Annotated in this window: 7 protein-coding genes; all 7 read right to left on the reverse strand. The window is 67.6% G+C overall.

Annotated elements, in window-relative coordinates:
* Positions 1-125: 125 nt before the first annotated feature.
* Positions 126-668 carry a hypothetical protein gene (locus ACIBEA_RS14030; RefSeq protein WP_384127604.1) on the reverse strand — a complete coding sequence of 181 codons (543 nt, stop codon included), beginning with the start codon at positions 666-668 and terminating at the stop codon, positions 126-128.
* Positions 665-1,771 carry a helix-turn-helix domain-containing protein gene (locus ACIBEA_RS14035; protein ID WP_384127601.1) on the reverse strand — a complete coding sequence of 369 codons (1,107 nt, stop codon included), beginning with the start codon at positions 1,769-1,771 and terminating at the stop codon, positions 665-667. The genes ACIBEA_RS14030 and ACIBEA_RS14035 overlap by 4 nt, the downstream gene beginning before the upstream one ends.
* 211 nt (positions 1,772-1,982) lie before the next feature.
* Positions 1,983-2,723 (reverse strand): DISARM system phospholipase D-like protein DrmC, encoded by a 741-nt coding sequence (gene drmC, locus ACIBEA_RS14040; RefSeq protein WP_384127597.1) that lies wholly within the window; start codon positions 2,721-2,723, stop codon positions 1,983-1,985.
* A complete protein-coding gene (drmB, locus tag ACIBEA_RS14045; RefSeq protein WP_399260448.1) occupies positions 2,716-4,743 on the reverse strand; it encodes a DrmB family protein in 2,028 nt (675 codons plus the stop codon). Before drmB ends, drmC begins: the two co-directional genes overlap by 8 nt.
* Complete coding sequence (gene drmA / locus ACIBEA_RS14050; RefSeq protein ID WP_399260450.1) at positions 4,740-8,501, reverse strand: DISARM system helicase DrmA; 3,762 nt, start codon at positions 8,499-8,501, stop codon at positions 4,740-4,742. The genes drmB and drmA overlap by 4 nt, the downstream gene beginning before the upstream one ends.
* Complete coding sequence (locus ACIBEA_RS14055; protein WP_399260452.1) at positions 8,498-12,544, reverse strand: Eco57I restriction-modification methylase domain-containing protein; 4,047 nt, start codon at positions 12,542-12,544, stop codon at positions 8,498-8,500. The genes drmA and ACIBEA_RS14055 overlap by 4 nt, the downstream gene beginning before the upstream one ends.
* Entirely contained in the window at positions 12,541-15,762 is a 3,222-nt protein-coding gene (gene drmD, locus ACIBEA_RS14060) for a DISARM system SNF2-like helicase DrmD (protein WP_399260454.1), read from the reverse strand. Before drmD ends, ACIBEA_RS14055 begins: the two co-directional genes overlap by 4 nt.
* Between the last annotated feature and the right edge of the window lie 332 nt (positions 15,763-16,094).

The raw sequence follows: 16,094 nt of genomic DNA on the forward strand, positions 1-16,094 counted from the left end.
GTGTACAGCCTGACATGGGTGGCCCCGGGTAGATACCGCCCTGGGGCCAGCGTCAGGGTGTGGTCATCTCAACGGCCGACCGGGCCGCCGCGCGGCCTCCCCGCGGTCTCCTACGGTTGCCGGGTCTATGCCAGTGCGGCGGCAGACTGGGGCATCCGGGGGTGGCGGCCCTCGTCCCGCATCCGTTGCATGAGGCCGAAGCCGTCCTGGGCCGTGATCAAGCCAGCCTTGACAGCCCACTTCACCACATCACGGGTCTCTGCGGTGTGGATGTCCTCCCTGCGGGCGTAGTCCAGGGATTCGCGGTCATCGGATATCCAGCAGGACTCGGCGAACTCGGCCCAGTTCTTGATGATATGGCAGGTCTGGGCCTCGCCGAGGTGCTGCGAAGGGCGATTGGCCGCGCCGCCGAACACGGCGGTGCGGATGCTGAGGATTCGGTCTGTGTCCTCGCGGTTCCCGATTGGGATCGGGTCCCCCAGCCAGCCCTGCCAGCTGAGATCCTGCAAGGCGGGCAGCAGCCGTGCGGACCTGCGGGCCTCCCTCGCCACAGCCTCGGTCCATCTGCCCCGCCCGTCGAGGACCTTGCTCAGGAGGTCAAGGCGTTCGACCGCGGCGAAGTTGCACAGGACGGTGTTGTCGGGGAACAGGAACGGGTACTCGCTCATGCGACACCGTCGTCTTCCTGGTCCGGGTTGAGCTCGGTCCTGAGCTCGTCCACGTCGACGCCGAGCAGTGTGGCGTAGGGGCGCAGTGTCGCCTTGCCAGCCTCGTAGGCGGAGCGTGTGTCGCGTACGAGCAGCCCGGGCAGCCGGGGCTGTTGCGAGAGGGTGGCGCGCTGTTCGAACTGTTCACTACGGCCGACGACGCGTGCGGCTTCGCCGGCTGTCATCCGCTTGTAGTGGTCGCGTGTGCCGGCGTCGATCAATCGGAGTTGCTCGAGGCGATACGCGAGGGTTTCGGGGCTGACCATGAGGTCGCAGGAAAGGGCTGCGTAGCTTTCGCGGGTAAGGCCGGCGGCTTTGATGGCTTCGCGCAGGGTGTCCTCGGGCATCAGGAGGGCGGAGGCGAAGGCGTTGGCGCGCTGCTCGCTGGGATCGCGCCTCTGAGCGGGTGCGAAGAGGTCCCGGTCGAGGTGGACGTCCTGGTTGTCGTCGGCGAGGAGGTGTCCGAGTTCGTGGGCGAGGGTGAAGCGCTGACGTGCCGGATTGGAGGTGGTGGCCAGGACGATGAGCTTGGCGTCCTGCGTCGTGGCGGTGAGGCCGTCGAAGCCGTCACCGAGCTGGACGACGGCTACATCGGCGCCGAAGGTCTCCTCGATCAGCTCCGCCAGGTTGTCGGCGGTAACCGCATGGCCTTGGCGCGCTATTTCCTTGAGGGCTGCTTGTGCCAGCGCTTGTCCCTGGGCCGTGTAACTGCTGGTGACATGTGCTGTCGCGGTGACAGGTCGCCAGGGCTGTGGGTAGCCTAGCGTGACCAGGTCCGTGCGCCGGGCGGTGTAATCCCGGGCCGCTTTGAGGGCCTCGCCGGCCTCGCCGGTGGTCGTCCTTGCCGCCACGGCCAGCGGGGGTTCGGCCCCGGTGAGCAGCCAGTCCAAGGAGACGTCGCACTCCTCGGCAATGTACGCGAGGTCGACGACGGAGAACTCGCTCGCGCCGCTCAGTGATTCGGCGAGTTGCGCGGCGTCGAGATCGACCTGCTCGGCGAAGTCGTGGAGGCTCAAGCCTGACTGCTCCATCAGGCTTTGGACGCGATTGGAGATGCTGGACACCGGTGGACAGTAGCCCGATGCCTGCACCGTCCACAAGGCGAGTCGAGGGCTGGTGCGCAGGTCGGCGCCCGATCCCGCCGGAACGGCGTGCGATGCCGGGCGGGGATCGTGGACGGATATCGGCCAAGGTGATCGCCGTCGGTTCACGGCGGCGGGCGGGTGGTGCGGGTCGGCCGTATGGCCGTTGTGCCCTGCGCCGCGTGGGCTTGGTCTACCGGCTTGCTACCCGTTCGTACAGGGTTCCGGCCACGTCGCGTAGTTCCCGCTCGACGGTTTCGGTGAGGTTCGGGTTGTCGATGAGGACGCCGAACTCGATGTTGTTGTTCTCCGCGCTCCACGAGAAGTTGGCGCTGGTCACCAGGAGGAGGTGGTGGTCGATGGCAAGGAACTTGGCGTGGTTGCGGACGTACGTTCCATCAAAGTCCTGGGTTCGCCACACTTCTGCCGGTTTCAGATGCTCGGCCACTTCGGCGCTCGTGGGCGAGCGGTGCTGCCCGCTGCCACCTGCGGCCCGGGTGTCCATGTAGACGCGTACGGAGACTCCGGGGCGCTGTGCCGCTCTGTGCAGGGCGGTCCACAGGCCTGAGGTCTTCTGGAAATTGAAGGTGGAGCAGGTCACTGAGTGGCGTGCGTTGTCCACCAGGTGGGGCACGGAGGTGGTGAGCGGGCCGCTCTGGACCAGGTGTCCGGGCATGGTCCACAGCGGGGTGAGCGTCGTGGGCAGCGCACGTGCTCCCTCCACGGCGCGCAGGAGGGGGATGAGTTGCCGTGGCGTTCCGGAGCCTGTGGCGACCGTGTCCAGGAGGGTGCGTACTTCTGTCCGGTGGCCGGAGGCGATCACTTTCAGTGCGGTGGTGAGTGTGTCGCCGTCGGTGAGTCGGTCGGCTATGCCTTTGGCTTCGCTCATAGTGAGGAGCTGGCCGAGGCGGCGGGCGGCTTCGGCTTCACTCATGGGCTGAGAAGTACCCGAGGTTGCTCCCGGGCAGGTCGGTGAGGAAGCGGCGGTCGAGGAATCGGTTTGCCCGCTCGCAGGAGGTTTCCGAGGCCATGACGCAGCAGTGGCAGGCCGCGCCGTGGAGGAAGTCCTCGGGAGTCCGCGGTGTGCGGGTGGAGCAGACGGGGTCGGAGGAGCATCGGCGTGCTTTGCGGAGGGCGCCGGCGACGACTCGTTGGAGGCGGGTGGGGTCGCTGAGCTGGACCAGTCCGCCGAGGGTGCCGTCGCTGTCGGAGGCGGTGGTGCAGATAAGGAGTCCGGCCGCGGGTTCGCGTCCTTCGGCGGCGGGCCAGGCGTAGAGGCGTTCGCTGAGGCTGGCGGCGGAGTATCCGCAGGTGAGGGCGAGTTCGCGGATGAGGATGTGGGCGAAGGTGTGGACGAGCCAGTAGCGCGGTGGCTTGAGCCGACTGTCGGCGGGGACGTGGACGGCCGTCTCGGAGAAGCGTCGCTCGAAGTTCCTCTGGTGGGCTTCGCGGTGGGCCTGCCAGAGGCTGGTGTCCCCGATACGTTTCTCCCAGGCCGCGACGCGGTCTTCGTCGAGCTGTAGGAAGATGCCTTCTCCGCGGTCTTCGGTTGCCACCGTCCAGGTCGGGCGGGGCGTACGCGTCAGAGGTGCCAGTCGGCGCGGGAGGTCTCCGACACGGTCCATGTCGTCGATCCTCGTGAAGCCGACGAGCGCGTTGACCTTGCGGAGTTTCTCAACAGCCAGGACACGGGTGACTTCCGGCTGGAGCTGCTCGCCTCGCTGCCGTGTGGCCAGGGTGAGCCCGCTCTTGAGGTCTTCGACCCGCTTGCCGTCGATATCCGGCAGCAGGTAGCGCCATTCGGGAACCAGCAGGTCGACGGGGTCCCAGTCTCGGAGTTCCTCCTCCAGCTCCTCCGGTGTGGCCTGGGGGGCTGATGCTGTTTCCAGGATCGCTTGCAGCTCGTGGTCGGACAGTGCGGTGACGTCCACCCGGCCCTCCAGCAGGTCTCGGATCATGTCGAGGTGCTGGCGGTACTTGCCGAGCTTGTCGCCGAGCGTGATACGGATCCGGTCGGCGAGGTCGTCGGCTTCCTCCTTCTGGGATTCCGGCATGACGATGATCGACTGGGTGGCCGGGAACCACAGGTTGGAGGCGCCGACCAGCATCAGTCGGGTGTCCTTCCCGCAGCCTCCCGGTTCGAATGCGTCCAGGTGGGGGTGGCGGCCCCGGCACCTGGGCAGCTTGTCTTTCCCGGCCTCGCCCTGGGCCTCGTTCATGGGCCTCTGCATATCGCAGGACGCACACTTGATCATGGCCGAGGCGCCCTTGCCGGCGGTCCGGTCGACCATCTTCAGCGCCGGCATCTCTGCCTTGGTACACGGCTGCCCGTGGTGCACCCACAGCTCGTACGGGAACTCGTCCAGGTGCCCGTCGGCGCACGCCAGGAGATACCGGGCAGGGATCGCGGTACGGCGCATCGCCTTACGGCTGGGGTTCCCGGACCGACCAGTGCACTTGGCGTGCTCGAAACCGGCCAGGTCCGTCCTGAACGGGTGGGTGTTCTTGTAGTCGAACTGGGAGAGCATCCCGAGCATGTCGCAGCCCGTGCACCGCAGCCACTGCGGGAAAACGCGCGCCGGCACACCAAGGTCGTTGCCCTCGGCCGAGCGGCTGTTCTTCTTCGGCTGCCACGGGTGCGGCCTCAGCTGGACATCGGGCGAGCGCAGCATCTTGCGGACGGCATCCCGCAGCCGCGGGGCGTGGATCGTCGGCGGCAGCGAGTCGCGTCGGCGCCAGATCTGCTCCCAGTCGTCCAGGCCGGTGGGCATGACCGTGAACTGCGGCAGGTCCATGATCGACCCGGGGCCATAGGTGTAGAGCAGGGAGGACGGGCGGGCGGAGCCGACCTTGGCACGGTTGTGCTTGGCCTGCTTCCCCGCTTCCTCCTCCAGGTCGCCGAGCGGGTCGACGGCCTTCGTCGCGTCGTAGACGAAGCGCGTCTCCTCGGTCATGACTTCTTCTCCTCCGGCATCACCCACTGGGGTGCGTTGACGGGCGCGATATACACCAGTCGTTCCTTGATCGGGCTCACCAGGAGGTTGATCTCCGGCTGCACTTCACGCATCGAGTTGGCCACGATGAACGGCGGCGCGTCCCGCGTGTCGAGGCCCGCCTTGGCGTTCTCCGCGCTCATCATCAGCGCGTCGTGCCGAGTGTCGTCCACGACCCTCTCGTACACCAGCGACTTACGGTGCTCCACCAGGTGCTTGCGCCGCTGCCCCCACTGGTCGAGCCGGTTCTTCAAACGCAGCCGGGCCCGTTCGGCCGCGTCCTCGTCCCCAGCCCGTTCGATCCGGGACACGAGCGCCTTGATGAGCTCATCAGCGAACTGCTGCTCGGCCTCGATACGGCCCGCACCACCCTCCGGGGACAGCCCCTGACCATGGCCGGCCTTTGCCGCCTGCAGGACCCTGGCCGCACTCACCAGCACACCGTCCAGACCCCGCTCAAGGGAGGTCACCGAGAATGGGGTGACCGACAGGGCTTCGACCTGCGCGTAGAACGTCTCGTGGTAGTGCCGGAACTGCTCGAAGTGTGCGAGGTCACGAGGCCGCGCCCAGTTCCCCAGGGCGAGGACCAGGCCCGGCCGGTCCGCGTCCCGGCCGACGCGGGAGGACGCCTGGATGTACTCGGCCGTGTTCTTCGGCTGACCGACCACGAGCATCAGACCGAGGCGGGTCACGTCGACGCCCACCTGCAGCATGGAGGTGGCCAGCACCACGTCGTACGGGTTGACCTCGCGGGTGGGTTCCGGCTTCTTCGCCTCCCGCAGCGCGCGCCGGCTTCGCTTGCCCGCGGTGGAGTCGAAGGCGGGGTCGAACGACATCGCCATCCGGTCCAAGGTCGCGGTGATCTCGGCGCTGGCCACACGCGAGGTCAGCTCGGCGACATTCAGCGAACCGAATTCGGTACCAGTGCGGCGGGGCAGTTTCGACCAAGGCCGGCCCTTCGCCAGCGCGGTCTGGATGTCATCGCTCATGTACCGGGCCATGCCCGCCAGCTCACGGGTGGCACTGAAGTAGCCGACCAGACTCATATAGGGATCGGCCACACTGCCGGAGCGGTCGAGGAGCAGCTGCCCGCCGGCCATGAGGACCTCGGCAACCCTGATCTCAGCCGTGGTCAAGCGCACTCCGGTCGTACTGATCCCGACATACCGACGCCCCGGGTTCTCCTCGGAAACAGGGAGCTCCTTGGAGAAGAAGGTGTTCCCGGCGTCCAGTACCTGCGGCGGGAAGATGGTGACATCCCGCCCGTACAGCGCACGGACCTGCTCGAAGGCGTTGCGTGCGGTGGCGGTGGAGGCGACGAGCAATGGACGCACCGGGCGCCCGTCCTTCGTCCGCCAGTCGGTCATCACATCGATGGCCACCTCGAACAGGCCAACCGTGGTTCCGAGAGCTCCCGTGATCAGGTGGAGTTCGTCCTGGATGACGAGATCCGGGGGCCGCAGCCGAGTGACTGGATGCACTGGGGCGGCCGGGTAGCCATCCTTCTTGGGGTGCTTGCTGCCGTCCTTGATGTCGCACTGCTGATAATCAGGGTGGACAAACCCGTGCCGCTCGCAGCGCCGCGAGACATGCCCGAAGAGTGAGGCGGCCTCGCCCTCCCGCGCCAGACGGGCGAACTTGTCCACGGTGGCGATGACGAACGCCGGCGCGAGCCGGTAAATCTCCTCATCCACCGTGAGAACCGGCAGCCCGTCCGGGACCTCGCCGCCATCAGCGAACGGACACTCGGCCAGCTCGTCACCGCAGTACACGTACACCCGGCGCAGCGCCGGCTCCGTCCGCACGTCCCGCGCCTCAACCCGGGTACCGCACCACGGGCAACGCTGGATCTGCAGCACCGTCAACCGATAACCGCGACCCCCATGGGCCTTCAGCAACTGCTCGGCGGCCTCGTCATACCGCTTCGGGCTCACATCGGTACCGACCCACAGCCCGATCCGGAACGGCTCTTCTCCCCAAGTCGCCACATCATCGCGTCGCGCCATCTCCGCCGCGCACACCAGGGTGGTGGCACGCTGGAACTGCTGGGCGGTGAGCAGGCGCAGCGTGTACCGCATGAGGACGGCGACCCCGGACCGGCCGTCCAACGGCCCGTCGAAGGCGTCCACGACGCCCTGGCGGCGCCGGATCGCGAACGTGTACGCGGCCAGACCGAGATACGCCTCGGTCTTGCCGCCACCGGTCGGGAAGAACAGCAGCTGCGCCTTGGCAAGATCCCCCGACCGCTTCTCAGCCGCCGCATCGGACAGCAGCGGCAACTGCATGAGCACGAAGGCGAGCTGGAAGGTACGCCACGAATGCGCCCGGGCCCCCTTCTCTGCGAGGATCGCCTCGCGGGCCGCCTCGATGCTCTCCTCGGGTGCACTCGCCCGCCGCTCCGCAACCTGCGACTGCACACGCTGATCGGCCATCACCCGGTTCATGAACCGGAAGCAGCGCAACGCCTCCTCGTCCCCGAGGAGGAACGTCAGACCGTCCGCGAGCTGCTGCTGCACCCGGCGCGCGTCGCCCACCGCCTCCAGCCCCTCCGCCCGCAGGTGCTCCGGCAGCGCCTCGGCCCGCTGCTCCTCGCCGTCCAGCCAGGCCCCATAGCCCGCGATGATCGGCTCAAGCCCGACGCGCAGCACGTCGGCTGATGCCTCCTGGAGCTTGCGCATGTCCAGCAGGGCCGCCCCGATCTCCTCGGCGGCAGTCTGCGGCGTCTCACTCACCGGTAGCCACGTGGTCCAGACCTCACTCGCCCTACGCGCTCCCCCGGCCACCTTCCAGTCCACCGAACAGGTCCGGCCGTGAGCGAACTCCAGACGGTTGCGGTACTGAAGCCGCAGCCGACGCAGCTCGTCCTCCGGCTCCTCACGCGTATCGAAAAGGACGTCATTGACCGGCAGGAACACCTCCGCCCCACCAGCCGACACCGACACCTTGGTCTGGTACAGCCACGCCTCCACCGGGATCTTGCGTGGGGTCTCCCGGTCGTTGCACAACACCACCTCTATCAGGTGGCAACCACGCTCGACATCGTCGTAACGATCCACCCGGAGCACGACCTTGTCCTTCAGGGGGATCTCGGTCGTTTGGGACTGCTTGAGATCGGCGATCTTGATCGTCTTAGGGATGGAGTGCGGCGTGCGCTGGAACCGGCGGAAGGGAAGAGCAGGCACTGCGCCCTCGATCCCGGCCGCTTCCATACCCTCGCCGCGCTTTTCCTGCACCGGCTCGTACGTGCCCCATGAGGCAGTCACCGTAATCTCGTCCAGATCATCAGGGATCTGGCACCTGAGCCCCATCGACGCCGGGATCATCAGCCCACGCTTCTGGGGCTGGTCCTCGACGTCGTCCTCCTCCGAACTGGCACTGCTGTCGTCAACGGCGGTCAGCGGCACACCCCGGCTCTCGTCGGCGTCCACCGCATCGCCAACGTCGCTCGCCGGATCGTCCGAGCCCGCCTCGCCCAGGTCGTCGCGGCCGGCGGTGAGCCGAACGGGCGCGATCCGGCCGACCAGGTAGGCCGAGTCAGGGACGCCTTCGAGGATCTCGTCCGGGCCGTTGGTCGGGCCCAGGAGCTCACGCTCCAGGATGTCGACCAGGTTCTCGCGGGCCGTCCAGGAACGGCCGTCGGGGTCGAGGGCGAGACCGTACGGCGGGGCCTGGGTGGCGCCGGCTGCGGGTTGGGCGCTGTTGCTCTGGGGGGTAGTCACTCGTCTCCCTCCTCTTCCTCGATGGCTTCATTGTTGCCGGTGGGACTGACAACGCCCTGCGAGGCGGCACGGCGATGGTTCTCTTCGAGGAGGCGGTCGAGGATCTCCACCCGGGCGGCGGGGCTCACCGTCCAGCGCTCCATCTGCCGGTAGGTGTGGAAGCCGTGGTCCAAGGGAACGTCGTCCCAGCCGTAGGCGGCCATAACGACCCGGTCGAGCTCGACATGCATCTCGCGGACGCGGGCTACGTCGTGGTCGGCGGAGTCGGAGACGCCAGGATCGCTGACCAGGTTGTAGAGCTTGGTGAGGCCGAGGCCGCGACGGAGCATGACCTCGCGACGGCCGACGTCCAGGGAGCGACCGATGTCGATCAGCTCGTCAGCCTGTCGAGGCCGAGGGAAAGTGCCGAAGACGTCCGAAGGTGAGTAGTTGACGTCGGTTCGCATCGTGGAGCCGTACTTGATTGCCCACATCTGGTGGAGGCTCGACGAGAGTGCGGCCTGGTGAGCGTACGAGTCCGTCGCGAAGACAGCCAGCTTGTGGCTAAATACCAGCTCACTCGGCACGCGCATGGGCATCACGGTCTTGCTCACCAGCGCGATAGTAAGAACTTCGTCCAGGTCTGCGACTGCCTCCCGCATCGCGGGTGCCAGCTCGGCAAACTGCCACCACCGCTCCCGCCGGGGCTTCCGCTTGTTCCTCGCCCGCTCAGGCCTTACCCGCTCCAGGACTCGCTGATACGGCAGCTCGTACTCTTGCGCCTGCTGCTCCGCCCGGTCGTTGAAATCGATGACCCATCGTGAAGGTGAGGTACTTGGGCGGGAGTTGAGGTCCTCGCCGTTGAGGTAGGGGAACAAGACGTCCTTGTTCCGCGCATCGGCCTCGATCCATGCCGCGGCCTCATCGGGTTCCAGCACGAAGCCCATGCCCAGTACGTAGCAGCCGATAAACGCGTCTCCCGCATTTTCCACCAGCCGAACCGGATCACCGTCTACCCGGCCCCCCGGTTCCAGCAGCGTGGAGATCCGCTCAACCTCGATGTCGTCGTTGATCTCGGCGACGATCCGGGGCACTGTCGAGTTGATGCTGGCCCGGCTGCCCCACACTGCCGCGTATTCCAGATTGGCGCTGGCCGCGGGCCACGATCGGCTCTGGATCGCGCGGGTGATCGTCAAGTCCTTCGAGACCAGCCGGTCGAGGCCGACCTGCCGGGTGTCTCCCTGGGCGACGGTGTTCGTCGCGATCAGCCCGAGCCCGCCCCGCCGCGAGAGCAGCCCGTGCGCGCGGAGGAAGAAGTACGCCACCAAGTCCGCGCTCCCCTTCCGCCCGCCCGCAAGTGTGTTGACGAACCAGTCTCGGACGTTGGTCCCCATCGAGCCTGTGAGCTTCTGCCCACCCAAGAACGGCGGGTTCCCGATCACCGCGTCGAACCCACCCCGCTCCATCACATCCGGCACGGCCAGAATCCAGTGCAGCGGCTTCCACCGCGCATAGTCCGTCGTCACCGTCGGAGTGAGCCCGGCCTCCTTGATGCCGTCGAGCATCGTCCGATCCCGGTCCGCCTCGTCGCCCCCGGCGGGGTACGCGTTCTCCACCGCGATGCGCAGGTTCTCGTACGCCGCCTTCAACTGCTTCCCGGGCTTCCCGCCCCACTGGAGCCCGGCCGCGATCACCCCATCCGCGACATCGGCGAGCTGCGCGGTCAGTTCCTGGTACCTGCGCCACTGGCGCCGCTTGGTGGCGGCCGAGCGCTGTGGGTCACTGTCGTCGACCTCGCTGGCGAGCTGGCGGCGCAGGCGGGTCGCCTGGCCGAGGATGTCGTCGACGTCGAGGGCGAAGACGCTGAGCTGGTTGCCGGCCGCGGCAGGGTCGATGTGGAGGCGGCGTAGCTGGTCAGCGTCGGTCAGACCGAGGAGGGCGTTGCCGTGGAGCACCTTGTCGTCGACGAAGGAGAAGGGCAGTTTGGGGTCGAGGGAGACCAGCCACAGCGATAGCTTGCACATTTCCACGGCCATGCCGTTGATGTCTGCACCGTACAGGCAGGTCGCGACGACGGTCCTTATGGCGTGGACGAGCAGGTCGTGCGGGGGTCTTCCAGACTCCGCGCCGTCGCGCTGCCACGCCTCGACGAGGCGGTCGGCTAGGTAGCGGGCGGCGGCGACGAGGAAGGCGCCCGAGCCGCAGGCGATGTCGGCGATGCGCAGTTCGAGGATCTGGTCGGAGTCGAGGGGCCGCCATGCATCCTGGTTGGTGGTCTGGTGCGGGCCGGGTGCGTAGACGAGAGGCTCGAGTGCGTACCGGACGACTTCCTCGGCCAGTGAGCGCGGTGTGTAGTGCGCGCCCGCCGAGGCCCGCGAGGGGGTCTCGACCAGCAGGACGCCGCCGGGTTCGACGACGAGGGGGCGGCCTCGCAGATCGCGGCGGATGACGCCGATGAACGGTCGGAGCCGTTCGCGTAGTTCGGGGTCGTCGGTGACGTCGCGCAGGGCGATCTCGGTGTCGTCGAGGGTCTCGCCCTCCCTCAGCGCCTTGGCGAGGGCGACCTTGCTGGACGGCTTCGCCGCCGGCTGGTTCTGCTTGACCCAGGCGAGGATCGCATCGGTCAGTGCAGCTTCGGTTCGCTTGGCCTGGCTGAGTTCCTCGAGGGTGGCGAGGGGGATCTCGGGCTCGGAGCCCGCACTGCCGATGAGGCCGACGACGATCTCTTTGGCGGGTACACAGGAGTACCCGAGGAGGCCCTCGTAGATATAGCCGATCTGTTCGACGTCGATGTCACGGAAAGAGATCCGGCGGGCCCCGCCGGGCAGTTGGGCGATCTGGACGGCGCGCAGGACTTCGAGCATGACGCGGTCACTGACCGTGATGGCCAGAGTGTCCTGGGAGTCGCAGGCGGTGAGGAAGGGGAAGCGTGCCGGGTCGAAGAGGGAACCGCCGTACTCGGGCAGACGCAGGTCTTCGAAGGACGCGCCCCGGTATAGAGCCTGGGAGGTGGCGAGGAGTCGGTGCCAGGTCAGGAAGGTGGCGTCGAGTGACTGTTCACCCTCCTCCTTTTCCCGCGCGTCGAGGAGGTCGAGTTCGTCGCTGATGCCGTAGCCCATTGCGAAGAGTCGGCTTTGCGGCAGCAGTCCGCGTTCTTCGGCGAACAGGAGGAAGACGACGCGCATCATGACGGTGACGGCGGCCTCGTAGACCTCGCCGCGCTGCGCGGGCAACGGGTCGGCCTCGCCGCGTCGCCGCGCGTCCAGGGCGCCTTCGGAGAGAGCTTGGACGGTGAGTTCAACGGCGCGGCGAACCTGGGTGCCGAGGGCTTCGGTGATCTTCTCGGCGGCGGTGACGGACTCGCCGAACAGTTCGGTCAGCCGCTCCTGCAGTTTGCCGCCGATCAGCCGGCGGCGTTGGAGGAGTTCGATGAAGGCGTTGCGGGTTGGGGGCTCTTCGATCCAGGTCTGGGCGTCGACGATGCCGGAGGCGACCATGGTCTGCGGGCGGGCGCTGACGAGTCCCCACCAGCGGCCGTCGGTGACGACGCCAATGGGGATACCGGAGGCGCGCAGCAGCTCTTCCATGCGGTCGATGGGGCCGGCTGACCAGCCGTCGGTGAGCGGGTCACGCAGGGAGTCGACCGGGTCGGTGACGAGGACCAGGGCCCCGGCGGTGTCGCCTTGGATGAGGGCGCCGTCGGCGCGCACGGTGATGGTGTAGTCAGGCGAGTGGACCTCGGCGGCAGCCGGGGCGGGAACGGTGTAGGAGGCGCCCCAGCGCAGGCCCTGACGCAGGACGAGATCGACCCAGGTGTCGCGGGCCTCGCGGTAGAGGGCGAGGGCGGCTTCGTCGTCGGGGTGCTCATCCCAGTTCTCCCACGCCTTTTCGAAGGCGGGCTTGGCGTCCTTGATGGCGTCGAGCGCACGGGTGTCAGGCTGAGGAATGCCTTGGGGCCAGACGCGTTCCAGGGCGGGGATGGCAAGGAACGGGCCGTCTGCGTCGACAAGTTCGAGCCAGGCGCGATGTAGTCCGGCGGCGGTCGGGGCGTACTTGCGGCTCATGCCGTAACCATTCCGTTCTTCGCGTCTTCGGGAGTAAGGGCGAACACGACCGCGGCGGCCGACACGTAGGGCTTGATGTCGCTGTAGCGCTCCCGGATCGACGCGATCTCGCGCTCTTCCTCGTCTCCCAGGCTCTCCAGGCGTTCGTTCATGTGGTTCAGGTCGCGGCGACGCTGTTTCTGCTGATCGTCGGTGAACAGCAGCTCCTCCTCGGCGCGGATGGCCTGCTCCAGGCGGTCACGGGACTCGCGCAGATTGATCCGGAACGCGCCGAAGATCTCTTGGGCGCGTGCGATGTCGGAGTCCCGGCGCTGGGTGAGCGCCTCGGTGACCTTTTCCTGGCGGCTGGCGCTCTTGCGTTCCATCGCGGTCAGCAGGCGGCTGCGCAACCGGGCGCCGTCGTCGTTCCACTGCTCGGCAAGGTGGGCCCGTACTTCGTCGTCTGCGAGGAGCAGCTGTTCGGAGTCGAGTGTTTCGTCGAGGACCTGCTCGACCTTTGCCTCCGCGAGTGCCTGACCACGCAGGCGGACACCGGTGAGGAAGACCTCCTCGTGGAGGCGTAGCCCGCCGCGTCCGACCAGGACGAGCCGGGAGACGGCGGCGACGCACGACTGGGGAAGGTCGGGGGCGATGACGGCAGTGACCCGGTGGACCGGGGAGTCCGTGCTGAACAGGGCGGAGCGCAGGGTTCGGGTGGCCCGCTGCATGAGGGCGTGCCCGAGGTGGATGTGGACGAGGTCGGTGCGCTGCTGGGCGGCCTGGTCGTCGAAGGTGATGGGACGCAGCACACCCGGTTCAAGACGGGTGTCCAGGCCGCGCAGCGCCGCCTGCCAGGAGCGGCCGAGGTTGGGGACCTCGAAGACCTGCGCCTCGGTGCGGTCGTCGCCGATCTCGACGAGCGGGGGCTGTGCGGTCAGGGTGAGTGCGGTGTCCACGACCCGGCGCGCATTGGCGGGCGTGAGGTGCATGGCGGCCTTGGCCTCGCCGTACGTATCCGACAGCTGGGTCAGCTTGCGGTTCAGCTCAATACCGCCGGCCAGCACTCGGGTGATCACCTCGTTGGCGTCGTCCGGGGCGGTCAGTCGTGCCTTGCGCGTTGTACGGGTGGGAGCGAAGTGCTCCTGCACCGCGGCGTCGATGACCTGGTTGACCTTGCCGAGGTCCTCGGTGGCCTGCCCGACCTTCGTCGCGATGATCCCCATGAACTTCATGTCCGCGTCGTACGTCGTGGAGCTGGAAACGGGCACGAAGTGGAAGATCTCCGGGTTCCGCGTCTGCCCGTACCGGTCGATCCGGCCGATGCGCTGCTCCAGGCGGGACGGGTTGAAGGGGATGTCGAAATTCACCAGGCGGTAGCAGTGGGTCTGCAGGTCGATGCCCTCGCCCGCGGAGTCGGTGGCGAGCAGGACGCGGACCGGGTGCTTGGCAGGGCTCTCGGTGAACCTGGCGCGGATCTTCTCCCTCTCCTCGGTGGGGGTCGAGCCCTGGATGACCTCCAGTACGTCGTTGTAGCCGCGCTGGCGCAGGATGCCGGCGATCCAGTCGAGGGTGGCCGCGTACTCGGTGAACACCACGACCCGTTCGTTGGTCCAGTGGCGGCCATCGGGGCGGCAGACGCCGCCCAGGAAGGACAGCAGTTCTTCCAGCCGGGAGTCAGGCTTGTGCTCATACCCCCGCCCCCACTCCACGAGCGAGGCGATCTCGCTGCTGGTGGCCGCGACCAGGGGATCCGAACCCTTCGAGTGGCGAAGCGCGGTGAACTCGGGGTGCTCGGCCGCGCCCTCTTCCTCGTCCGACTGGGCGCTGCCCAGAACCTCCGTGTAGTACTCGTCCTCGTCGTCCACCTGCAGCTGCCGGTCGCCGCCGTCCGCCCCTTCGTACAGCTCAAGCGTGCGGGCGAACGACCACGGGCTGGACAGAAAACGCTTCTTCAGCAGCATCGCAACGATATCGCCGCCCGATCCCTTGCCGTTCGCCCGGGCACTCTCCGTCAGCAGCCGCTCCAGCCGCTCGAACTGCCGCTGCTCCTCCTCCGACGGCGTGAACGGCAAGGTCCCCAGCTTCCGGGCCTTGAACCCCTTCTCCGGCAGATCGCTCTTCAGCCACCGCACCATCACGTCCCTCAGCGCCCGCTCATCGATGCTCGCGCCACGCGTGAACCGGCGGCCGTCGATCATCTCCAGGAGGGCGGTGAACGACTCCGAGTAGCCGTTGTGCGGCGTCGCGCTCAAAAACAGCCGGTGTTCGCACGCCTCCGCGAGCTTCTTCGTCGCCGTCGTCCGGTTGCTGTCCACCGCGTAGCCACGCTGGCCCGGTGCCGCCGTCGGGCTGGCCGGCGCCACATGGTGCGCCTCATCGACCACCAGCGCATCAAACGCGTACCGCCTGGCCGTCCCGGAGCTTCGCACATCGGCCAGCACGTCGCGCAACAGACGCTGCGCCCGTAGCGACGGCAGCCACGCCATGCTCACGATCACGCGAGGGAAGAGCCGGAACGGGTTGGCGTTCAGCCCATGGCTCCGCCTCACCTTCGCCATCAGCTCACTGTTAACGATGACGAAGTCGAGGCCGAACTTCTCCCGCATCTCGTCCTGCCACTTCAACGACAGGCTCGGTGGGCAGACGATGACCACGGACCGCGCACGGTGCCGCAGCAGCAGCTCCTGGACGACGAGGCCGGCCTCGATGGTCTTGCCCAGACCCACGTCGTCCGCGAGCAGCAGGTTCGTACGCGACGACTGCAGAGCCCGCCGCAGGGGCTCCAGCTGATACGCCTCCACATTTGCGCCGCTCCGGAAAGGAGCCTGGTAGGAATCCGCGTCCGCCGAGGTGACCGCGCCCCAGCGGACCGCGTCCACGAATGCGGCGAGCGTATTCGGGTCATCGAACGCCTCCGGCCGCACGGTCTCAGGGAGGCCCTGGTTCGGGGCGACGGTGTGCCCGACCTCCAGCTCCCAGACCACCGTCAGCTCCTGACCGAGCCGGTCCTCGTCCAGCGACTGCAGACTCACGACATGCGCGAGGCCCGGAACCCCCTCATCGGCAGGACTCCGCGGCAGACCCTGCCGGCGGACATCCGATACCGCCCAAGTGGAGCCCCGGACCTTCACCACCTGCCCCGGTTCAGGAACCGGCGGCAGCGCCGCAGTCCGCTCGGTGCCGCCCTCTGCGCCCTGCGGAAACTCCGTAGCGGTCGCCACCTGACGAGACTCCTTCATCGACGCAATCACAACCAGAAATCATGATCACCCTATGGCGCGTTGCGTGACAACGAGATCACCTAGGGAGATCACCGACGCACCAGTATCCCCGACTCGGAGGTATGACCGCTTGGGCTCCACCAGATCGCCCACCTGTCGCTGGACATCAGCGCCAGCGGTCCGGGCCCACCACTGCCTCCTGCAGCCGCCCGGCTCACGTTGACCACGCCGAATCCCGATCGACAGAGACTTTAGAAACTCTCGGCATTAGTGCGGATGACGAGGGTGATGTGTTCTGCCCTCGTGATCGGCCGTACTCCGTGGATGTGGTCGCGGGTAGCCGGGAAGGC

It is taken from the genome of Streptomyces sp. NPDC051555 (assembly GCF_044454405.1).
In the GTDB taxonomy this organism is placed as follows: domain Bacteria; phylum Actinomycetota; class Actinomycetes; order Streptomycetales; family Streptomycetaceae; genus Streptomyces.

Coding starts and splice junctions, on each gene's coding strand:
- drmB (WP_399260448.1), bottom strand. CDS start 4,743: ATGACCGAGGAGACGCGCTTCGTCTACGACGCGACGAAGGCCGTCGAC.
- drmD (WP_399260454.1), bottom strand. CDS start 15,762: ATGAAGGAGTCTCGTCAGGTGGCGACCGCTACGGAGTTTCCGCAGGGC.
- drmC (WP_384127597.1), bottom strand. CDS start 2,723: ATGAGTGAAGCCGAAGCCGCCCGCCGCCTCGGCCAGCTCCTCACTATG.
- ACIBEA_RS14055 (WP_399260452.1), bottom strand. CDS start 12,544: ATGAGCCGCAAGTACGCCCCGACCGCCGCCGGACTACATCGCGCCTGG.
- ACIBEA_RS14030 (WP_384127604.1), bottom strand. CDS start 668: ATGAGCGAGTACCCGTTCCTGTTCCCCGACAACACCGTCCTGTGCAAC.